Below are 20,946 nucleotides of genomic sequence, written 5' to 3'. Positions count from 1 at the left end.
CGGCCGCCGCTCGACGGCTTCGCCGCCGGCGCGCCGTAGTCTGGACCCTCCGCGAGGGAGGTGCCGGTTGCTCGTCGAAGACCTGCTGTCCGATTCCGCGCTCGCGCTGGACGTGCGGGTGTCCGGCCGGGTGCGGCGGCCGATCCGGTGGGTGCACACCATCGAGGTCGCCGACCCCGGCCGGTTCCTGCGGGGCGGCGAGGTCGTCCTCACCGCCGGGGTGTGGCGCGCGAGCGGGGTCCCGGCCGAACGGTTCGTCGCCGACCTCGCCGCCGCCGACGTCGCCGCGGTCGGGTTCGGTCTGGTCACCGCCGGGGACGAGGTGCCGCCGGAGTTCGTCGCGGCGGCCGCCGAGCACGGGCTGACCTGCTTCGTGGTGCCGGTGGCGGTGCCGTTCGTGCAGATCGTCGAGACGTTCGTCAGCGTCAAACGCGCGGAATGGGAACGCCCGCTGCGACGGCACCTCGACCAGCACGACGCGATCGTGGCCGCCCTGCGCCACCGCCGCGGGGTGGCCACGGTACTGCGGATCCTGGTGAGCCAGCTCGGCCTGCCGGTCGCGCTGCGCTCCGGCGGCACCGTCACCGGCGAGGTGCCCGAGCCGCCCCACCCGCTGCCGCTGATCGGCGAGGGCCTCGCCGACGCGGAGATCCTCCTGCCCCGCCCGCTGCCGGACCTGGACGTCGACGCCCAGGCGGCGGTCGTGCGGGCGATGCCGTTCCTGGCGCTGGAGCTGGAGCGGGAACGCGCCGTGCGCGCGACGGAGCTGCGGTACGCGTGGGAGCTGTTCGAATGGATCCAGGGCGGCACGACGAGCGCCGCGACGCTGGCGACGCGGTTGCGCTCCCTGGGGGTGGGCACCGATCGCCCGATCGCGGCGCTGGTCCTGCGGACCGACCCGGATTCGGGCGCCGCGGACCGGCTGCGACGGCTGCTGGACCCCGGCTCGGTCGTCGTCGAGCGCGGGCCCGAGGTGCTCGCCCTGACTCCGGCGCCCCGCTCGATGGCCGAACTCGCCGGAAGCCTGCACGCCGGACTGCGGCGGGCGGGCGTGCACGGGCACCTGGGCGCGGGCAGCCCGGGCGGGGCCGCCGAGCTGCGGCTGAGCCTGCTGCAGGCCCGCCACGCCGCCGAGGCCGCCGCGGCGCGGGAGTCCAGCGGCTGGCTGACCTACGAGCAGCTGCACAGCCCCACGCTCCTGCTGGCGGCCCAGGACCCCGACCTCCTGGCGGCGACCGCCAAGGCGGTGCTGGGCCCGATCCTGGAACACGACGAACGCCGCGGCGGAGACCTGCTGCCGTCACTGGCGGTGTTCCTGGATTCGGGCGGCCGCTGGCAGGAGTCCGCCCAGGCGCTGCACGTGCACATCAACACGCTCCGGCACCGCATGCGCCGGGTGGAGGAACTCACCGGCCGCAGCCTGGCCAGCACCCAGGACCGGGTGGACCTCTTCCTGGCCCTGCGGGCACTGAACCTGCCGTAGGTGCGGTGCCGGTTCGCTCCGACCGGGGGGAACCGCTCGCTCCCTTCGGCAGGGCATACGGGCAGGCTGGCGCCTGCCCAAGGGGTCGGCCGCCGTCAGCCCCGTTGTGCGATCCGACAACGCCCCTGCCGGACTTGGGACGATCGGTGACTTACGGCACCCCGCCACCTCGGCGCACCCTGGTCGCCGCCGGGAGAACCGGCCGGTTGACCACCACCAGCGCCACCAAGGAGTTCGCCAATGGCTGTTGAACCTCCGCCGACCACGCGCGCCATCGAGGTGCACGGGGTGGACACCATCCCGGACGCCGACCGCACCGGCCGTCCGCGCGACGTCGCGGGCATCCTGGTCGGCTCCAACCTGTGCCTCGGCGTCGTGATCTTCGGGTGGCTGCCCGCGTCGTTCGGCCTGGGTTTCTGGGCGGGTGTCACCTCGATGATCACCGGCACCCTGCTCGGCACCGCGCTCGTCGCGCCGCTCGCGCTGGTGTCGCTGCGCACCGGGACGAACCTGTCCACCAGCAGCGGCGGCCACTTCGGGGTGCGGGGACGGCTGATCGGCTCCGTGATCGGGCTGCTGCTGTCCCTGGGCTACGCCGCGCTCACCCTGTGGACCGGCGGCGCCGCGGTGGTCGGCCCGCTGGCCCGGCTGCTCGGCCTCCCGGACGGCGCCGCCAGCTACGTCGTCGTGTACGCGCTGCTCGCGGTGCTCGCCGTGCTCGTGGCGGTGTTCGGCTACCGGCTGCTCAACCGCATGGGCCGCTGGCTCGCGATCGGCATGACCGTGCTGATGCTCGCCGGGTTCGCCGCCTACGCCGGGGACTTCACGACCGCCCCGGTCGTCGACGGCGGCTACCTGCTCGGCGCGTTCTGGCCGACCTGGCTGCTGTCCACGGTGGCCGCGGGACTCTCCGGGCCGATCGCGTTCATCACCCTGCTCGGCGACTACACCCGCTACGTCTCGCCACGCCGGTATCCGGCCCGCCGCGTGGTCGCCGCCACCGCGGGCGGCATGATCGGCGGTCTGCTGATCCCGCAGCTGTTCGGCACGTTCACCGCGTTCGCCACCCGCGCCGGTGAGGACTACGTGGGCTCGCTGGTGCAGGCCGCCCCGGTGTGGTTCCTGGTGCCGCTGCTGCTCAACGGCCTGTTCGGCACGGTCGGCAACGCCGGCATCCTGCTCTACAGCATGGGCCTGGACCTGGACGCGATCGTGCCGCGGCTGTCCCGGGTGCGGGCGACCGTGCTGGTGTCGGTGATCGCCACGGTCTTGGTGTTCTGCGGCTACTTCGTGTGGGACGCGCAGGACGCGGTCACCGCGTTCGTGCTGCTCATCACCGCGCTGGGCACGCCGTGGGCGGTGATCACGCTGATCGGGTTCGCCCGCTGCCGGGGCCGCTACGACGCCGACGCGCTGCAGGTCTACAACCGGCGCTCGCGCGGCGGGATCTACTGGTACACCGGCGGGTGGAGCGTCCCGGCCGTCGTCGCGTGGACCTTCGGCGCGGTCCTGGGCCTGCTGTCCGTCGACACCACCGTCTACCACGGACCGCTGCTCGCGTTCACCGGCGGCATCGACGTCAGCTTCCTGCTCGCCGCGGCGGGCAGCGGCCTGGCCTACTTCCTGCTGACCCGGCGCAGCCCGCAACCCGTGCCCGGAGACGACCCGCGGCTCGCCGCCCCCGGCCGGTCCTCCGTGGCCACCCCGTCCTGACCTGGATCCAGAAACGGAAAGGTAATCATGGAACGCTACGACGTGGTCGTGATCGGCGCCGGTTTCGCCGGGCTGACCGCCGCCCGTGACCTCGGCGCGGCCGGCAGGCGCGTCCTCGTCCTGGAGGCGCGGGACCGGATCGGCGGGTCCACCTGGTACCGCCCGGACGCCATGGACGGCGCGGGCCTGGAGATGGGCGGAACCTGGATCGTGCCGCAGCAGCCGCACGTCTTCGCCGAGGTGGAACGCTACGGCATCGCCGTGCGGGACAGCGAGCTGCCGCAGCGGATGACCTGGTCCGCGGGCGGCAAGGTGCTGGACACGCTGCTGCCGGTGCCGCCGGAGGAGTACGGGGCGCTCGAACACGCGCTGCGGCAGCTGCTCGCCGCGGGCGCCCGGCTCGACCCGGAGCGGCCGCTGTCCGAACAGGACCTCGCCGACCTGGACGTGCCGATCCGGCGGTGGGCCGACGACGCCGGCCTCACCGGCAACGCGCGGGAGCTGCTGATCTCCTGGTTCTGCGGCTGCGCGAACGCCAGCGAGGACACCGGTTCCGCGCTGGACATCCTCCGCTGGCTGTCCTCGATGGACAATTCCCTGTGGGGGATGGTGCAGGCCAGCGTGCTGGGCTACACGTTCACCGACGGCACCGTGTCGCTGGCCCGCGCGATCCTCGACGACAGCGGTGCGCGCCTGGAGCTGTCCAGCCCGGTCTCGGCCCTGCGCGCCGACGACACCGGTGTCGTCGTGGAGCACGCCGGGGGAGCGGTGCGCGGCGACCGGGTGCTGGTGACCGTCCCGATCGGGGTGCTCGGCGACATCGAGTTCAGCCCCGGGCTGCCCGCCGACAAGCGGGCCGCGTCCGCGGAGAACCACGCCGGGCAGGGCCAGAAGATCTGGGCGCTGGCGCGGAACGTGCCCGAGGACCTGAGCGGGTTCGGCTGGGGCACCAGCTTCGACTACGTCGGCGCCATGCACACCACGGAACGCGGCGTGGTGCTGGTGTGCTTCGCCCCGGAACACGACCGCGTGGACGCCGCCGACCTCGCCGACGTGCAGCGCGCGGTGCGTGAGTTCGCCCCGCGGGCCGAGGTGCTCGACGCGTGCACGCACGAGTGGGTGCACGACCCGTACTCGAAGGGCACCTGGGCCACCTTCCGCGCCGGGCAGTTCGCCCGCTACGAGCTGGCGCTGGGCCGCCCCGAGGGCCGGGTGCACTTCGCCGGATCGCACACCGCCCGGCGCTGGCGCGCCTTCATCGACGGGGCGATCGAGTCCGGCCGCCGCGGCGCCGCCGAGATCCTCGCCGCCGACCAGTGATGCCCGAAGGAGACGACGTGACCAACCCGATCGGCCCGGTGGACGCCACCCGGGTCCCCCGCTACGGCGGCGACACCACGTTCGCCCGGCTGCCCCGGCTCACCGACGTCCCGGACGCGGACGTCGTGGTGTGGGGGGTGCCGTTCGACAGCGGGGTCAGCTACCGCCCGGGGGCCCGGTTCGGTCCCAACCACGTGCGGCAGAGCTCCCGCCTGCTGCGGCCCTACAACCCGGCCCTCGACGTCGAACCGTTCGGCCGCGTGCAGGTCGCCGACGGCGGCGACCTCGGGGTCAACCCGTTCGACCTGGACGAGGCGATCGCCACCGTGGAGTCCGGCGCGCGGGAGCTGTCCGGCACGCGGCGGCGCCTGCTCACCGTCGGCGGTGACCACACGATCGCGCTGCCGCTGCTGCGCGTGCAGCACGAGCGGCACGGCCCGGTCGCGGTGCTGCACTTCGACGCGCACCTGGACACCTGGGACACCTACTTCGGCGCCCCGCACACCCACGGGACCCCGTTCCGCCGCGCCGCGGAGGAGGGCCTGATCGACTTCGCGCACTCGGCGCACGTCGGGATCCGCGGCCCGCTCTACGCCCGGCTCGACCTGGACGAGAGCGAGAAGCTCGGGTTCGCGGCCGTGCACTGCCGGGACTTCGCCCGGCAGCCGCTGGACGACATCATCGAGCGCGTGCGGACGCGGCTCGGGAACCGCCCGGTGTACGTGTCGCTGGACATCGACGTGCTCGACCCGGCGTTCGCGCCCGGAACCGGGACGCCGGAGGCGGGCGGCCTGTCCAGCATGCAGCTGCTGGAGGTGCTGCGCGGGCTGGACGGGCTGAACGTCGTGGGCGCCGACGTCGTCGAGGTCTCCCCGGCCTACGACCACGCCGAGATCACCGGGATCGCCGCCGCGCACGTGGTCTACGAGCTGCTCAGCGTCCTGCCGGTGGGAGGCCGCTGATGCGCGTGGTGAACAACGTCGTCGACGGCACGGTGGTGGAGGCGGCCGACGGTCGCCGCACCGACCTCGTCGATCCGTGCACCGGCAAGGTCTTCGCGGTCGCGGCCCTGTCCGCGGTGTCCGATGTGGACGCCGCGTACCGGTCGGCGGTCCGCGCCTTCCGCGACTGGCGCCGCACCACTCCGGCGCAGCGGCAAGGGTTCCTGCTGCGCCTGGCCGCCGAGCTGGAGCGCCGGGCGGAGGAGTTCGTCGCGGCCGAGGTGGAGAACACCGGCAAGCCCGTGGCGCTCACCCGCGTCGAGGAGGTGGGTGCCGCCGTGGACCACCTGCGCTTCTTCGCGGGCGCGGCGCGGTTGCTGGAGGGCACCGCCGCCGGTGAGTACACGCCGGGCCACACCTCCTACGTGCGGCGGGAACCGGTCGGGGTGATCGGCCAGGTCGCGCCGTGGAACTACCCGCTGCTGATGGCGGTGTGGAAGATCGCGCCCGCGCTCGCGGCGGGCAACACCGTGGTGCTCAAACCCGCGGACACCACACCGGTGACCGCGTCGCTGCTCGGCGAGCTGGCCGCCGGGATCCTCCCGCCCGGCGTGTTCAACGTCGTGTGCGGCGACCGGGACACCGGCCGGGCGGTGGTCGCGCACCCGGACGCCGCGATGGTGTCGATCACCGGCTCCACCCGCGCCGGGCAGGAGGTCGCGGCCGCGGCGGCCCGGGACGTCAAGCGGGTGCACCTGGAGCTGGGCGGCAAGGCGCCGGCCCTGGTGTTCCCGGACGCGGACGTGGCGGAGGCCGCCGCCGGGATCGCGGCGAGCGGGTTCTTCAACGCCGGCCAGGACTGCACGGCCGCGACCCGCGTCCTGGTGCACGAGGCCGTGGCGGACGAGTTCGTCGAGGCCCTGGTCGTGGAGGCGTCGGCGACCCGGTGCGGGCCGCCCTCGGACGAGGACGCCGAGTTCGGGCCGCTGAACAACGCCGCCCAGCTGGAGCGGGTCTGCGGTGTCGTGGCGGACCTGCCCGCCCACGCGCGGGTGCTCGCCGGCGGGTTCCGCGTCGGCGGCGAGGGCTTCTTCTTCGCGCCGACCGTCGTGACGGGGCTGCGCCAGGACGACGCGGCGGTGCAGGAGGAGATCTTCGGCCCGGTGCTGACGGTGCAGACCTTCGCGAGCGAGGAGGAGGCGGTGGAGCTGGCCAACGGCGTGGACTACGCGCTGGCCGCCAGCGTGTGGACCCGCGACCACGGCCGCGCGATGCGCCTGACGGCCGGGCTCGACTTCGGCGCGGTCTGGGTGAACACCCACATGGTGCTGGTGGCGGAGATGCCGCACGGCGGCTTCAAGCACTCCGGCTACGGCAAGGACCTGTCGCACTACGGCTTCGACGACTACACGCGCGTCAAGCACGTGATGCACCGCCTGGGCTGACCGTGCGGTGGTCCGGTCGTGACGGTCAGCGCTCCTGGGCGGCCCGGCCCGGTGCGCCGGTGTTCGTGACCGCCAGCCCGCTCTCGGTCGTGGTGGCGGCCAGGGCGAGCAGGGCGACGTCGTCGTCCAGGCCGTGGGGCAGGCCGGTGAGCAGGGCGACGGTGTCGGCGACCAGGGCGGCCGCGGTGGTGGGGCCGGTGCGGGCGGCCAGGAAGGCGGCTACGCCGTCGATGTCGAGCAGCCGTCCGTCGGCGTCGCGGGATTCGGACAGGCCGTCGGTGTAGAGCAGGAGCGCCTGGCCGGGGCGCAGGAGCACGGTGGTGGCGACGAACCGGGCGTCGGGCAGGGCGCCGACGAGCGTGCTGCCGTGCAGTTCCACCGGGTGCACCCGCGCACCGCCGTGCCCGGTGGGGGCGGGGATCAGGTGGAACGCCGGTGGATGTCCACCACCGGCCAGGCGGACCACGGTACCCCCGCTCTCGTCGTCGGCGGGGGTGATGGTGCCGTAGAGGACCGTGCAGAAGCGGCTCCCCACGGCCGGGTCGGCGAGCAGCGCGGCGTTCAGCGTGGCCAGCACGGCGAGGGGGTCGTCGACGTGCTGGTGGGCGGCGGCGCGGAGGGTGTAGCGGCTCAGCGAGGTCAGCGCGGCGGCCTCGGCGCCCTTGCCGCACACGTCGCCCAGGAAGAACCCCCATCGGCCGTCGTCGAGCGGAAACACGTCGTAGAAGTCCCCGCCGACCTCGTACCGGGAGGCGGGGTGGTAGTGGCAAGCCAGCTCCACGCCCGGGATCGACGGCAGCGCGGGTGGCAGCAGGGTCTGCTGCAGTGTCGCGGCGTACGCGGCGATGGCGGCAGCATCGCGTTCGGCCCGTTCCCGCGCGGCCTGTTCGGTCTCGGCGCGAGTGGTCTCGGCCTGGCGGAGCAACCGTTCGGCCCGCACCGCGCGCAGCGCCGACAGCCGCAGCTCCAGCTCGTCCATGACGATCGCGGCCAGATCGGTCAGGATCGCGGTGTCCTCGGGGGTGATCACGCGGGGCCGGGTGTCCAGCACGTTGACGGTGCCCAGGCGGTGGCCGTCGGCGGTGGTGACCGCCGCGGTGGCGTAGAACCGCACCCCGAGGTCACCGGTCACCAGCGGATTGCCCGCGGCCACGGGATCGCGCAGCGTGTCGGGGATGACCAGCGCCTGGTCCTGGCAGATCGCCGAGGCGCACAACCCGGGGTCACGGCCGATCTCGGGCACTCCCTCCAGGCCGTGGGCGGCCTTGAACCAGATCCGGTTCTCGTCCACGATCGACACGGTCGCCACGGGCACCTGCAACAGGTGCGCCGCCATCGCCGCGACCCGGTCGAACGCCCCGTCCGGTGGGGTGTCGAGGACGTCGTAGCGGCGCACCGCGGCCAGCCTCGCGTCCTCGTCCTCGGGTAACGGCGCGGGCACCGGCCGGCGCGGGTCGTGTCCGTCCAGCGTCGACGCGTGCTGTTGCGGCATCCGGTTCCTCCCTTGTGCGCTGCCGCGACCGTTTCGGGTCCGTGATCGGCGGCTCGCGCTTCCACCCTAGGCAACGACGCACACCTTGGCAGCCGGCGGCGCCTCCCGGTTCACGCTGCCGGGAGGCGCCCGGGGCATCGAGACCGCGCTACTTCAGCGGTTCAGCAGGGACAAGTGGTGGACGGCGTCGGCGATGCGCTCGCTGCTGCGCCCGTCCCCGAACGGGGAGGGCGTGTCCGCGAGCCTGGCGCGGCACTCGACGCCGTCGGTGAGCCAGTTCAGCGCGATCCCGGCGATGTCGTCGTGCGGCCGCACGAGCTTGCCGAAGTCCCGCAGCACCTCCGGGCGTTCGGTGGATCGCCGGACGACCAGGATCGGCCGCTTCAGCACGGTGGCTTCCTCCTGCACCGATCCCGAGTCTGAGACCAGCAGCGCGGCGTGCTTGGCCAGCGCGAGGAACTCGGAGTGCCAGAGCCGGTTCACCACGCGCAGGTTCATCGCGGACGCCAGGACACCGGCGCGGATCACCGCGGCCCTGGTTCGCGGGTCGACGGGCAGCACGACCGGGTATCCGGCGTCGGCGATTCCGGAGAGCTGGTTCGCGATCGCGAACAGCGCTTCCTCGTCGTCGGTGTTCTCCGGCCGGTCGAGGGTGGCCAGCACGTATCCGTCCGGCTGGAGTCCCCACTTCCGCAGCACGTTGATCCGGTCCGGCCCGGGCATGAGCCGGTGGTGCACGGCCTCGGCGGTGGTGGTGCCGGTCAGCCGCACGTCCCGGCCCCCGAGTCCCTCGGCTTCGAGGTTGCCGACCTCGACCGGGGTCGGCGCGCAGAGCACGTCGGAGACCCGGTCGGCGAGCACCCGGTTGCGCTCCTCGGGAAGCGCGAGATCGTGGCTGCGCAACCCGGCCTCGACGTGCACCAGGGGGATGCCGTGCGAATGAGCGGCGAGCGCGCCGGCGAGCGCGGTGTCGGTCGCGCCGTGCACGAGCACGACCTCGGGGCGGTCGGCGGCGAAGAGCCGGGTCAGCTGTTCCAGCGCCCCCGCGACCCGGAAGCTCCGGGATCCGGTCCCGGTGCCGCCGCCGAACTCCGGGTTGGGCAGTGCGCTGGGGGAGTGGTTCCCGGGCCGCACCACCCTGGCCCGCCGGCCGAGCCGGCACAGGACCGGGGCGAGTTTGAAGATTTCCGGCCGCGTCGCGAGGATCAGTGCGACGCCGCCGGAGCGCGGTGCCGCGCCGGCGATGAGCGGAGGCCGCCGGGTGGCCGGTCGGTCGGTCTGCGGCAGGATCGCGGTCATCGGTTCCTCCAGGTCAGGGGCGGTTGGTCTCCTCCAGCACAGCTCAGCCGGGGGGAGGTTCGCGTCGTCCTGGGGTGACGGCTCACGCCGTCTTGTAGCCCCTGGTTGACGAAGTGGTCGACGCGCCACTCGATCGAGGCCGTGGAAGTCGCCCCGGCGGCGGTGAGCTGTTTCGATGGGGGAGGTGATGGAGCGTTGGCAGCAGCTGTTCCGGTCCCGGCGACCGCGTGACGCGATGGCTGCGCTGGTGATCGCCGGTCCCGCGGCGGTGGGGCTGCTGACCGGCTTGCACCGCACCGCTCCCGTGTCGCTGTCGGTCTACGCCGCGGTCGCGGCGTTGTGCGCGGTGGTGGTCGGGCGGTGGCGGCGGGAGTACGACTGGGCGGCCACGGTGGTGGCCTGCGCCACGTTCCTGATGACGAACCTGCCCTACGCGAACTACGTGATGACCTACTCGCTGGCCCGGCGACGGCGCTGGGCGCTCGCCGTCACCTGCATGGGGTTGCTCCTGGTCTGGCCCGCGCACCAGCTGTTCTTCGAGCCGGTCACCGGCCCCGGCCGGCTGTTCGAGTTCGAGACCAGCCTGCCGTCGAGCGGGCTCGACGGGCTGGTCTACTGGTCCCTCGCCGCGGTGGCGCCGCTGGCGATGGGCGCGGCGAAGAACAGTCTCGAGGAGGCGTTGACCGAGCGCGAGCGGCACGCCGCGCAGTCGGCGGAACGGCAGCGACGGCTCCGGGAGAGCACGCTCAGGGAGCGGAGCCTGACCGAACGGGCGCGGCTGGCGTCGATGATGCACGACGGCGTCGGCCACCACGTCACGGTGATGGTGAGCATGGCGGGCGCGATCAGCGTCGACGCCGCGGTCACCGAGCCCATCCGGCGGCGCAGCGAGCTGATCGTGAGCGTCGGCCAGAAGGCCATCGGGCAGCTCGGCGAGGTGCTCGACGTGCTGTCCACCCCGATCGGGGAGATCGACGGGGTGGCCGACGGGTTCCGCATCGCAGACATCGAGTACCTGGTGCGGGACTACCGGTCGCTCGGTGTCGAGGTGGCCTACTCGCCGGCGGCCGGGCCCGTGTGCGACTCGACCGGCGAGGACCTGTGCTATCGCATCGTGCGGGAAGCGCTGACCAACGTGCTGCGGCACGCCGGTGCGCCGCGAGCCGACATCCGGCTCACCCAGGCGGCGGGCCGGTTGCGGTTGACGGTGTCCAGCCCGGTCGCGCCGGAGGACCGGCCCTCCTTTCCGGGAACGGGCCGGGGCCTGCGCCTGCTCGCCGAGGAGGCGGCGCTGGCCGGCGGCAGCCTCACCGCCGGTTCCTCGGCCGACGGCGCCCGGTTCGTGCTGGAGGCCGACCTGCCGCTGTCGCGGGGCGGTCGCGAGGCCGGGGAGCCGATGGGACGATCGACATCGTGATCAGGGTGCTCGTCGTCGACGACCAGGCTCTGATCCGCGCCGGGACCAGGGCGATCCTGGAGTCCGCGGAGGACATCGAGGTGATCGGCGAGGCGGCGGACGGTGCCGAGGCGGTCGTGGCCTGCCGCGAGCACCGGCCGGACGTGGTGCTGATGGACCTGCGCATGCCCCGGGTGGACGGGGTGACCGCCACCGCGCAGCTGAAGAAGGACCCGCGGCCACCGCTGGTACTGGCGCTGACCACCTTCAACGACGACCAGCTCATGATCGAGGCGCTGACGGCGGGCGCGGACGGTTTCCTGCTCAAACAGCTCACGCCCAAGGACCTGATCAGCGCGGTCCGGGCGGTGCACGGAGGCGCCGCGGTGCTGAACATCGAACTCGGCAAGCGGATCCTCCGGCGCCTCTCCGCCAGGACCACCGCCGCGGCGACCGCCTTCCCGGACGCCGCCGAGCGGCTCGACCTGCTCAGCGAGCGTGAACGCGAGGTACTCGGCCACGTCGGGCTCGGCCTGGACAACACCCAGATCGCCGAACGCCTCTACATGAGCCTGTCCACGGTCAAGACCTACGTTTCCCGCATCCTGGCGAAGCTGCGGCTGGACAACCGCGTTCAGGCCGCGCTGCTGGCCGACCAGCTGCGGCTGACACCCGGCGACCACGACGGTGCCCAGCCGGGTTGACGGCCCGGCGCTGGGCGACATCCGGCTGCTGCTGGACCTGGGCCCCTGGGCGAACCACACCGACGAGGGTGTGGCGACGCCCGCCCGGCAGTCCGACCCGCCCGTGCCGGTCGGTCCCCGCATCGGTGGCGGGCCGGCGGCGTGGCGGATCACGGTGCGGGGGTGATCGGCACTTCGACGAGATCGGTACGGCCGGACAGGTCCCGCCACGTCGTGTGGTGCCGGTCGTCGTCGGTGTGCCAGCACTGGTCGCCGCCGAGGTGCCACCTGCGTCCCTGGTCGTCCCGGACGGTGGTGGCCCGGCTCGGGGCGGTGGGACAGCGGCCCGCCAGCCACACGGCGGGCTGACGCATCGTGGAGACGTCCATCGTGGTGTCCTGTTCCTGCGGAGCGGCCAGTACCTGGCTCACCCGGGTATTCGTGGTGGCGCCGTCTCCGGTTTGGCGAGCTGCGCACGGGGTGACCCGGACCGGCGGGGGCCACCAAACCCGACTGGCGTTCGTGACGAACGAGGGTTGACCGGCAGGGCGGTTCGCGCCTCGCCGAGCAGGGATTTCCGGATCATGAGTGTCAGCCGGCTGCACGTGCAGGCGTCGTTGTGGGACGCTGCGGCGTGGTGTTCGCGGCGCTGTTCATGGAGGGTGAGGCGGGTGCCCGGTCCGGCGCGACGGTGGTGCGAGATGCGTTGTTCCGGGTCGTCCTGGCGCGCGGGGTGCGGCTGACGACGGATCTGGACCATCTGCCCCTCCACGCGGCGCCGGGGTGGCGTATGCACGTGACCAGGCGGGGTGAGCTGACGCTCGAGTGGCCGCATTTCCAGCCGCTGCTCGCGGATGCGGTGCTCGATGTTCCCGGGAACTGGGTGGAGGTCGCGGCCGGGCGCGGCGTCGTGCTGGTGTTCGTGGGTTCGGGTTTCGGGCTGCGCGAAGGGGAATCCGGTGGTCGCGGGCACGCCGCCACGCAGGTGCGCCGCGCCGCGGAGACCGGCGCGCTCGCCGCGGGCGCGGTGTCGTTCACGGCATCGGCCTGACCTCCGCGAGTGCGCATGCCGCGGGGCCCGGCCGCACCCGGAGGCGCGGCCGGGCCTGGCGGGAGGCGATCAGGCGTTGCCGGCGCTGGTGTTGATTTCGCCGTTGACACCGCTGGGGAAGAACCCGCCGCGGGTGGTTTGCCCGGGGGTGAGGTAGACGATGTTGAGCACCTGGGCGGCGCTACGGCTGTAGGTGACGCCGAACTGGTCCGTGGGCACGATGTTGGCGTTGCCTCGGGCGTCGCGGACGCCCTGGTCCAGATCGGTGGTTCCGTCGAGGCTGTCGCGCGCGTCGGAGAGCTTGTTCGCCGCGTCGTCGAGATTGCGGCTGAGCACGCCCGCGCCGAACACGTTCGCCCCGGTTTCCAGGATCGAGGTCCGGATGTTGGCGGCGTGGTAGGCCTCGGCGGCGAGGATGCCGGCGGCCGCTTCGAGGTAGGTCTTGTTCTGGATGAGCGGTGCGGCGCCCTTGTAGGCGGTGACGCCGACGTCCTCGAAGAGGAACGCGGCCAGCAGGAAGTTCTCCTCCGAGGCGGAGGGGTCGAACGTGCGGCCCTGCCGGACGATGCCGGCCGCCTGTGCTGCCGCGGTGAAGCTGGTCTGGATGTCGATGGCCGGCTGGGCGACCGCCGCCGAGCCCAGTGCGCTGCGCAGGAACCGGACGTGCGCCAGCTCGTCGCCCGCGATCTCCTCGGCGTACTGCCGGATGCGCTTGGACCGGAACCGCACCCGGCGCCCGCCGGTCACCGGCCCCTGGTTCCCGCGTCCCGTCCGCAACGTCTCGGGCAGGCCCTCTCCGCGCACCGCATGCAGGTAGAACTGGGCTTCCAGGTACTCCGGGTTCAACGCGAAATTCAGGACCGACGCATCGCTGAGCTGCTGCGCGTCCTGCCGGGTGCGTGCCGCGGTGGCGGCCGAGGCGAAGTCCGGCGAGCCGAGCGCGCCGGCACCGACGACACCGAGGCCGGCCAGGCCGGCGCTGCGGAGGAAGCGCCGCCGGTCCGCGGGCGTCTCCGCGCTCCGGTGGATGATCTTGGCGACGTAGTCTTTGCCGAACATCGTGCTCCGTTCGAAGACCCTGCCGGCGCGTAGCACCGCGCCGGCAGGTGTGACAGGCGTCACGAGCGCGGATTCGGAGCTGGACGGGCTTCGGTTTGGAGCCGAGGCACCTTTCACTCGCTCGAAGGACGGCGGGACGAGCCGGGATGTGCGGTCAGGCGGCCTTCCAGGGCCAGGTCATGGTGACGGTGGTCCCGGTCGAGGTGCTGGTGACGGTGACTTCGGGGGCGAGGGCGCGGATGAGGGGGAGCCCGCGGCCGCGCAGGGGGTCGCTGAGCCCGTCGCGCCACCGCCCGGTGTCGGCGACGCAGACCACGATCGCGCCGGGATCGTGGCGGGCGGTGACGGTCATGGTGCCGTGCGTGCCGTCGGGATAGGCGTGGTCCACGACGTTGGCCATGGCCTCGTAGGCGGCGAGTTCGAGGTCGGCGGCCAGCTCGGGCGGCAGCCCGCGGCCGCGGACCCAGCCGAGGAGGACCCGGCGCAGGATGGTGGCCTGAGCCGCCACGGCGGTGACCTCGCGGACGAGGGCCTCGCCGGATCTTCGGCCGGGCTCGTCCACCGCGTCGAGCGCCATCCGGATCCCTTCTCGCCGCTGCCGCGACCGAGGCTACTCCACCCGGAGCCGGAGCAGCCCGGACGCGGAGCGAACCCCGGCCCGGCGGCGAGCACCGGGAAGTACTCGCCGCCGGACGGGATCAGCGGACCTCCGCCGTCTCCAGATCGGCGTCCGCGCGGGCGATCAGCGCTCGCTCGGCCGCGGTGTCCAGGCTGCGGCACACCAGCAGGTACACCGCGCCGGACACGACCAGTCCGGGCAGCATCGCGATGTCGGTGCCGCCGAGCAGCCGCGCCACCGGTCCGGTGTAGACCGCGGAGTTGACGAACGGCAGCATCGCCACGAACCCGATCGTGTAGGCCAGCAGACCGCGCCAGCCCCAGCGGCCGTACATGCCGCGCGGGTTGAAGATCTCCCGGATCGAGTAGTGCGTGTGCCGCACCCAGAAGAAGTCCACCAGGTTGATCGCGGTCCACGGCGTGAACAACAGCAGCAGGATGCCGAGGAAGTGCTCGAACTCGTGCAGGAAGTTCGCCGACGCCGACAGCGCCACCGAAGTGGACAGCACCGCGCAGACCACCAGCGTGACGATCCGCTTGGCACGGCTGGACCGCACCGGCCGTACCGAGTCCGCAATGGACAGCAGGGTCAGCGACGCGCCGTAGAAGTTCAGCCCGGTGATGGTGATCAGCCCGAGCAGCGCGAGCACCACCAGCACCGTCCCGAACCCGGGGAAGATCGCGTTCCCGGCCTGGTGGATCGCCTCCGAGGTGTTCAGCCCGGCGTTGAGCGAGGCCGCCACCGCGCCGACCAGCATCATCCACGCGCCGCCGATCAGCGCGCCGAGGTAGGTCCACCAGAACGTGGCCCGCACCCCGACCGTGCGCGGCAGGTAGCGCGAGTAGTCCGACACGTAGATCGCCCAGCTGAGCTGGTAGGCGGCGGCGACGAAGAACTGGATGGCGAACGCCTCGGCGTGGAAGCCGGACGCGGAGAACTGCCCGGACGGGATCTCGCCGGTGAACCCGATGCCCACGCTGAACACACCCAGCACCAGCAGCAACCCGTACGCCAGCCACCGCTGCGCCTTGTGGATCCAGTCGTAGCCGAACACCGCCAGCAGCACGGCGAGCACCGTGAACACCAGGTAGGCCACGGTCGGGTCGACCCCGAACAACAGGTGCGCCGCCTCCCCGGCGAGCAGCTGGTTGAACGCGTTGTAGCCGAGATAGGTGACCAGCGCGACCACCCACACCAGCAGCGCCCCGAGGTAGCCGAACTGCGGGCGGGACTGGATCATCTGCGGCAGCCCGAGCTGCGGGCCCTGCGAGGAGTGGAACGCCATGAAGAACGTGCCGAACGCGCAGCCGGCGACGATGGCGATCCCGGTCCACAGCAGATTCGACCCCATCGAAATCCCCAGCACGCCGGTGGCGACGGTGGCGAGGTGCGCGTCGCCGGTGAACCACACCGGCCACAGGTGCCAGGCCTTGCCGTGCCGTTCGCGCAGGGGCACGTAGTCGATGGAGCGGGATTCGATGCCCCGCAGGCCGCCGGGGCGTGGCGGGGTGTTCCGGGAGTTGACGACGGTGTCCATGACTCCTCCGGTGGGGTGAAGGTCAGGTGCGGTTGAGCGCGGCGTAGGCCAGCTGCTCCAGCAGCAGCGCGGTGCGGTGCGAGGACTCGGCGGCGGCGTCGATGACCTGCTTGGTCCAGGCCAGTGCCTGGGGTGGCGCGGCCGCGAGCTCGGCGGCGAGCGCGCGGGCGCGGTCGACATGCGCCCCGGCCGGCACGACCTCGGTGAGCAGACCCCAGCTCGCCGCCTCCGCGGGCCCGAACCGGCGGCCGCGCAGCACCAGGTCGCGGGTGCGGGCCGGGCCCAGCTCGCGCACCACCCGGGCGATGCCGCCGGAGCCGGGCAGGATGCCGAGCCCGATCTCGGGGAAGCCGAACTCGGCCCGCTCGTCGGCCACCCGCAGGTCACAGGCCAGCGCGAGTTCCAGCCCGCCGCCGAGGCAGTAGCCGGTGATCGCGGCGACCGTCGGCTGCGGCAGGTTCGCGACCGCCTCGTACACCGCGCCGGACGCGCGGTAGTAGGCGGCGATCGCGGCCGGCGTCATCTCCCGCAGCTCGGTGACGTCCGCGCCGGCGGAGAACACCTCCGCCCCGCCGGTGATCACCACCGCGCGGGAGTCCACGACGGACGGTGACCGCAGCGCCTCGGCGAGCCGCGACTCCAGGTGGGTGGACAGGGCGTTGCGCTTGGCGGCCCGGTCCAGGGTGACGACGGCGATGCCGTCGGCCGTCGTCACCCCGACCGCGCCGGCGTCCGGCCCGGTCACTCCGCCTCCGGGAAGGTGACCAGCGAGCCCAGGCCGCGCTTGGCGACGTGGTTGGCGATCACCAGGCGCTGGATCTCCGAGGTGCCCTCCCAGATCCGGTCCACCCGCAGCTCCCGCCACAGCCGCTCGACCGGGTACTCGCGCATGTAGCCGCGGCCGCCGAAGATCTGCTGGCAGCGGTCGGCCACGCGGTTGGCCGCCTCGGACGCGGCCAGCTTGACCGTGGCCGCCTTGGCGTGCAACGTCTTGCGCACCGTCGGGTCGTCGAGGTCGGCCTGGTCGAACTCCCACGCCACCTGGTGGGTCAGCGCCCGGTTGGTGGCGATGTCCACCACCGAATCGGCGATCATGCCCTGGATCAGCTGCCGCTCGATCAGCGGCACCCCGCCCTGCACCCGTTCCCGCGCCCAGTCGGTGGCGAGGGTGAGCGCGCGCTCGGCCGCCCCGATCGTGCGGGCGCCGATCATCAGCCGTTCCTCGGTGAACCAGTCCCGGGTCAGCTCGTAGCCCCGGCCGACGCCGCCGAGCACCGCGTCCGCGCCCAGCCGCACGTCGGTGAAGGTGAACTCGGGGTGCTCGTAGACGAAGGTGTGCGTGTAGCGCGGCACCCGCTTGATCCGCACCCCCGGCGTGTCGGTGTCCACCAGGAACATCGTCGGCCCGCCGTCCGGCACGTTCGCCAGCACCAGCAGGAAGTCGGCCGCGTCGCCGACCGTGACGAACCACTTCTCGCCGTTGAGCAGGTACCCGTCGCCGTCGCGGACCGCCGTGGTGGCGATCCCGGACGGGTCGGACCCGGCGTCGGCCTCGGTGATCGCCACCGCGTCCCGGCGGTCGCCGCGCGCGTCCGGCACCAGGTAGCGCTCGCGCTGCTCGGGGGTGGCGTGCACCAGCGGGTTCGCCGGCCGCCACACCGTGTCCCACAGCGCGTTGGTCAGCTTGCCCAGCTCGTCCTGCACCACGACCTGCTCCAGCACGGACAGGCCGGCCCCGCCCCACTCGACCGGGGTGTTGATCGCCTGCAGGCCGCTGGCCAGGACCTCCTGCCGGATCGCGGCGTGCGCCTCGGGCGGCAGGCCGTTCTCCCGCTCGCACTGGTCCTCGTACGGCATGATCTTGGCGGTGAGGTCGGCGGCCCGCTGCTTGAGCTCGGCCAGGCGGGGGGAGTAGGCGAAATCCATCGTGATCCTTCCGGTGTCGGGAAACGTGGTGTCAGTCGTCGGCGAGGACGATGCGGGCGTCGAGCGCGGTGACCCGGCCGGGCGCGGCCAGCAGGGGGTTGATCTCCAGCTCGGCGATCTCGGGGTGGGCGGCGGCGAGCGCGCTGATCGTGGCGACGACCCGCGCGGCGGCGGGCACGTCGACCGGCGGGCGGCCGCGGGCGCCGGTCAGCAACGCGGCGGCGCGCAGGCTGCGCAGCAGCTGCTCGGCACCGGCCTGGTCCACCGGGGCGAGTGCGAAGGCGACGTCGGCGAGCACCTCGGTGAACACCCCGCCGAGGCCGACCATGACGACCGGCCCGAACCGCGGGTCCCGGCGGACGCCGGCGATCAGCTCGACGGTGTCGCGCAGGTCGGCCATCGCCTCGACGGTGTAGCCGGGCGCCCGCAGCCGGGCGTGCATGTCCGCCAGCGCCGCCCGCAGCTCGTCCGCTGTGGACAGTCCCAGTGCGACACCGCCGGCGTCGGACTTGTGCAGCAGCCCTTCGGCCTTGAGCACGACCGGGTAGCCGATCCGCTCGGCCGCGGCCACCGCCTCCGCGGCGGTGGTGACGCGGGCGCCGTCCGGGAACGGCACCCCGGCGGCGGCGAACAGCGCCCGCGACGACCAGTAGCCGTCGTCGGTGACCGGTTCGGCCGGTGCGGGCACCGCGGCCGGGGCTTCCGGGGCGGGGGCGGACCCGAGCAGCGCCAGGGCGCGGGCGGCCTGCTCGACGGCACCGAACACGGGCACCCCGCGCTCGGCGAGCGCCCGCGCCGCCGGGCTGTCCGCGCGCATGGTGTGCACCACCACCGGCTTGCCCTGCCCGCGCACCAGGTCCGCGATGCGGTGCGCGGTGGCCAGCTCCCCGGCGCCCAGCCGCTCCCCGTACTCCCGGTAGCCGCCGAAGTAGCCGGTCATCAGGACCGCGTCGGTGTCCGGTTCGGCCAGGGTGACCTCGAGCACCCGGGTGAACGAGGTGATGTCCTGCTCACCCGCGCCGGCCAGGTCGATCGGGTTGCGCACACCCGCCGACGGCGGCAGCTCGCGGCGCAACGCGTCCGACAGCCGCGGGGAGAACTCGGGCACCGCCAGGCCGGCGGCTTCGGTGACGTCCGCGGCGACCGAGGCGTGCCCGCCGCCGTCGGCCAGGACCGCCACCCGGCGCACCTCGACCGGTCCCTGCTGGCGCAGGGTGGCGGCCAGGTCGGCGAGTTCCCGGGGCGTGGCCACGCGGTAGACCCCGGCCGCGCGGCAGGCGGCGTCGATGACGTCGCTGTCGGAGGTGAGCGAACCGGTGTGCGACGCGGCGCCTCGCACCGACGCCGCGCTGCCGCCGACGGTGAGCAGCACGACGGGTTTGCCCTCCCGCCGGGCCTGCGCGGCGGCGTCGGTGAACTCGCGGCCGTCGCCGAAGTCCTCGCAGTACACCGCGATCAGCTCGGTGCCGGCGTGCCGGGTGCACGAGCGGATCAGGTCGGCCACGCCCACGTCGGCCTGGTTGCCGAGCGAGGCGAAGCGCGCGAACCCGAGCCCGTGGCCGGTGAGGAACCCGCTCAGCTCCAGCGCCATGTTGCCGCTCTGCGACAGCAGGCTGACCGTGCCGGACGGCAGCGGGTTGGAGGCCAGGGTGAGCCCGGTGGTCGAGTCCGCGACGCCGAGGCAGTTCGGCCCGAGCAGGACGGCCCCGGCGGATCGCACCCGTTCGGTGACCCGCTGCTGCAGCGCGCGGCCCTCGGCGCCGAGCTCGGCGAAGCCCGCGGTGATGCCCACGACGGCGCGGGCGCCCGCGGCCAGGGCGTCGTCCACGGCCGCCTCGAACCCGGCCGCCGGCACCGCCACCACCACCAGCTCGACCGGTTCGGCGAGCTCGGCCAGCGAGCGGGCCGCGGGGCGGCCGAGGACGGTCCCGCCGCGGCGGTTGACCAGGTGCACCGGGCGGCGGCCGAGCATGCGCAGCGCCTGCACCGCGATCCAGTTGCCGTACTTCGACTCGTCGTCGCTGGCGCCCACGACCGCGACCGACGACGGGTCGAACAACACGTCTGCGTCCCGCCCTGCGCGGGGGAGCACGGCGGTCATCGCACCGGCTCCGGCGCCGGGTGGCCGGTGCCCCACGCGTCCGCGCCACCGTCGACCGTGATCGTCGTCCCGGTGACGTACCGGCCGCCCGGCGAGGCCAGGAACGCCACCACGTCGGCGACCTCCTCGGGCGTGCCCAGCCGCCCGAGCGGCACCGCCTGCGCCCAGCGCGCCCGGTCGGCGGCGGGGTAGTTCTCGCGCAGGCCCTCGGTCTCGATCGTGCCGGGCGCCACGCACAGCGAGCGGATGCCGTAGCGGCTCCACTCCAGCGCCAGCCCCGCGGCGAGGTTCTCCAGCGCGGCGCGGGCGGCGGTCGCGTGCACCATGCCGGGGATGCCGCGGCGCGGCGAGAAGGCGAGGAAGAACACCACGCCGGTGCGCGCGGGGATCATCGCGCGCACCGCGACCTCCCGGGTGACCGCCCAGCTGCCGTCGACCGCGAGCCGGTGCACGGCCCGCCAGCCCTTGGCGGTGATCTCCTCGGCGGGCGCGGCGAACTGGCCCCCGGCGTTGTTGACCAGCACGTCGATCCGGCCGAACTCCGCCAGCGCCCGGTCCACCAGCCGTGTCACCTGCTCCTCGTCGCGGATGTCCGCGGGCACGGCCAGCGCGCGGGCGCCGAGTTCGGCGATCTCCCCGCGCACCTTCTCCAGGTGCTCGGCCCGGCGGCCGGCCAGCACCACCCCGGCGCCGCACCGCGCCAGCGCCAGCGCGGTCGCCCGGCCGATGCCGGTGCCGCCGCCGGTGACCAGGGCGATCCGCCCCGCCAGCGCGTCCGGCCGGAGCACGCCCTCGTGCCCCTGCCCGTCGAGTGTCATCGAGCCCCACCTTTCACCAACCGGTCTGACTGATGCGTCAGTTAGCGGCATGGTGTGGGTGGT

General features: G+C 73.6%; 19 protein-coding genes. 9 read left to right on the top strand and 10 right to left on the bottom strand.

What is annotated here, in order from left to right:
* Nucleotides 1–67 precede the first annotated feature (67 nt).
* The 5 genes from D0D15_RS17520 (at nucleotide 68) to D0D15_RS17500 (ending at nucleotide 6,902) form a co-directional block, all read left to right on the top strand.
* Entirely contained in the window at nucleotides 68–1,483 is a 1,416-nt protein-coding gene (locus tag D0D15_RS17520) for a helix-turn-helix domain-containing protein (RefSeq protein ID WP_094002586.1), read from the top strand.
* 240 nt (nucleotides 1,484–1,723) lie between these two features.
* On the top strand, nucleotides 1,724–3,196 hold the full coding sequence (locus tag D0D15_RS17515; RefSeq protein ID WP_094002587.1) for a purine-cytosine permease family protein: 1,473 nt from the start codon (nucleotides 1,724–1,726) through the stop codon (nucleotides 3,194–3,196).
* Between the two features lie 27 nt (nucleotides 3,197–3,223).
* A complete protein-coding gene (locus D0D15_RS17510; RefSeq protein WP_094002588.1) occupies nucleotides 3,224–4,516 on the top strand; it encodes a flavin monoamine oxidase family protein in 1,293 nt (430 codons plus the stop codon).
* A complete protein-coding gene (speB, locus tag D0D15_RS17505) occupies nucleotides 4,516–5,478 on the top strand; it encodes an agmatinase (RefSeq protein WP_198958071.1) in 963 nt (320 codons plus the stop codon). The genes D0D15_RS17510 and speB overlap by 1 nt, the downstream gene beginning before the upstream one ends.
* Nucleotides 5,478–6,902, top strand: coding sequence for a gamma-aminobutyraldehyde dehydrogenase (locus tag D0D15_RS17500; protein ID WP_094002590.1), 1,425 nt, complete (start codon nucleotides 5,478–5,480; stop codon nucleotides 6,900–6,902). Before speB ends, D0D15_RS17500 begins: the two co-directional genes overlap by 1 nt.
* A gap of 25 nt (nucleotides 6,903–6,927) precedes the next feature.
* Here D0D15_RS17500 and D0D15_RS17495 read toward each other — a convergent pair whose 3' ends face one another.
* Complete coding sequence (locus tag D0D15_RS17495; protein ID WP_115944570.1) at nucleotides 6,928–8,394, bottom strand: PP2C family protein-serine/threonine phosphatase; 1,467 nt, start codon at nucleotides 8,392–8,394, stop codon at nucleotides 6,928–6,930.
* Nucleotides 8,395–8,547: 153 nt separating this feature from the next.
* Nucleotides 8,548–9,693, bottom strand: coding sequence for a UDP-N-acetyl glucosamine 2-epimerase (locus tag D0D15_RS17490; RefSeq protein WP_094002592.1), 1,146 nt, complete (start codon nucleotides 9,691–9,693; stop codon nucleotides 8,548–8,550).
* 235 nt (nucleotides 9,694–9,928) lie between these two features.
* Here D0D15_RS17490 and D0D15_RS17485 point away from each other — a divergent pair, with 235 nt between their 5' ends.
* Genes D0D15_RS17485 through D0D15_RS17475 form a run of 3 tightly spaced genes read left to right on the top strand, consistent with a single transcriptional unit; the run spans nucleotide 9,929 to nucleotide 11,959 of the window.
* The gene (locus D0D15_RS17485; protein WP_162830598.1) at nucleotides 9,929–11,110 is read left to right on the top strand and encodes a sensor histidine kinase; all 1,182 of its coding nucleotides are present in this window, start codon (nucleotides 9,929–9,931) and stop codon (nucleotides 11,108–11,110) included.
* Nucleotides 11,107–11,793: a response regulator transcription factor gene (locus tag D0D15_RS17480; RefSeq protein WP_094002594.1), complete on the top strand. Its 687-nt coding sequence runs from the start codon at nucleotides 11,107–11,109 to the stop codon at nucleotides 11,791–11,793. The genes D0D15_RS17485 and D0D15_RS17480 overlap by 4 nt, the downstream gene beginning before the upstream one ends.
* Nucleotides 11,777–11,959 (top strand): hypothetical protein, encoded by a 183-nt coding sequence (locus D0D15_RS17475; protein WP_094002595.1) that lies wholly within the window; start codon nucleotides 11,777–11,779, stop codon nucleotides 11,957–11,959. The genes D0D15_RS17480 and D0D15_RS17475 overlap by 17 nt, the downstream gene beginning before the upstream one ends.
* Here D0D15_RS17475 and D0D15_RS17470 read toward each other — a convergent pair.
* Nucleotides 11,943–12,203 carry a hypothetical protein gene (locus D0D15_RS17470; RefSeq protein ID WP_094002596.1) on the bottom strand — a complete coding sequence of 87 codons (261 nt, stop codon included), beginning with the start codon at nucleotides 12,201–12,203 and terminating at the stop codon, nucleotides 11,943–11,945. The two genes, D0D15_RS17475 and D0D15_RS17470, sit on opposite strands and share 17 nt — an antisense overlap.
* Nucleotides 12,204–12,391: 188 nt before the next feature.
* Between D0D15_RS17470 and D0D15_RS17465 the strand changes: the two genes are divergently transcribed.
* Nucleotides 12,392–12,823 carry a hypothetical protein gene (locus tag D0D15_RS17465; protein ID WP_158224371.1) on the top strand — a complete coding sequence of 144 codons (432 nt, stop codon included), beginning with the start codon at nucleotides 12,392–12,394 and terminating at the stop codon, nucleotides 12,821–12,823.
* A gap of 69 nt (nucleotides 12,824–12,892) precedes the next feature.
* Here the strand turns inward: D0D15_RS17465 and D0D15_RS17460 are convergent, their stop codons facing one another.
* The 7 genes from D0D15_RS17460 to D0D15_RS17430 all read right to left on the bottom strand — a co-directional run bounded on the left by D0D15_RS17460 (nucleotide 12,893) and on the right by D0D15_RS17430 (nucleotide 20,883).
* Complete coding sequence (locus D0D15_RS17460; protein WP_094002598.1) at nucleotides 12,893–13,882, bottom strand: ferritin-like domain-containing protein; 990 nt, start codon at nucleotides 13,880–13,882, stop codon at nucleotides 12,893–12,895.
* A gap of 154 nt (nucleotides 13,883–14,036) precedes the next feature.
* The gene (locus tag D0D15_RS17455) at nucleotides 14,037–14,459 is read right to left on the bottom strand and encodes an ATP-binding protein (RefSeq protein ID WP_094002599.1); all 423 of its coding nucleotides are present in this window, start codon (nucleotides 14,457–14,459) and stop codon (nucleotides 14,037–14,039) included.
* Between the two features lie 121 nt (nucleotides 14,460–14,580).
* Nucleotides 14,581–16,038 carry a purine-cytosine permease family protein gene (locus D0D15_RS17450; protein ID WP_094002600.1) on the bottom strand — a complete coding sequence of 486 codons (1,458 nt, stop codon included), beginning with the start codon at nucleotides 16,036–16,038 and terminating at the stop codon, nucleotides 14,581–14,583.
* 22 nt (nucleotides 16,039–16,060) lie between these two features.
* Nucleotides 16,061–16,783 carry an enoyl-CoA hydratase/isomerase family protein gene (locus D0D15_RS17445; protein WP_094002601.1) on the bottom strand — a complete coding sequence of 241 codons (723 nt, stop codon included), beginning with the start codon at nucleotides 16,781–16,783 and terminating at the stop codon, nucleotides 16,061–16,063.
* On the bottom strand, nucleotides 16,780–17,964 hold the full coding sequence (locus D0D15_RS17440; protein ID WP_094002602.1) for an acyl-CoA dehydrogenase family protein: 1,185 nt from the start codon (nucleotides 17,962–17,964) through the stop codon (nucleotides 16,780–16,782). The genes D0D15_RS17445 and D0D15_RS17440 overlap by 4 nt, the downstream gene beginning before the upstream one ends.
* Before the next feature lie 31 nt (nucleotides 17,965–17,995).
* On the bottom strand, nucleotides 17,996–20,065 hold the full coding sequence (locus D0D15_RS17435; RefSeq protein ID WP_115944579.1) for an acetate--CoA ligase family protein: 2,070 nt from the start codon (nucleotides 20,063–20,065) through the stop codon (nucleotides 17,996–17,998).
* Complete coding sequence (locus D0D15_RS17430) at nucleotides 20,062–20,883, bottom strand: SDR family NAD(P)-dependent oxidoreductase (RefSeq protein WP_094002603.1); 822 nt, start codon at nucleotides 20,881–20,883, stop codon at nucleotides 20,062–20,064. Before D0D15_RS17430 ends, D0D15_RS17435 begins: the two co-directional genes overlap by 4 nt.
* Nucleotides 20,884–20,946: the final 63 nt, after the last annotated feature.

Origin of the sequence: Amycolatopsis thermalba (assembly GCF_003385215.1) — a bacterium.
GTDB classification, from domain to species: domain Bacteria; phylum Actinomycetota; class Actinomycetes; order Mycobacteriales; family Pseudonocardiaceae; genus Amycolatopsis_E; species Amycolatopsis_E thermalba.
Note: the sequence above shows the minus strand (reverse complement) of the source record. Positions and strands in the feature narration are given on the sequence as shown.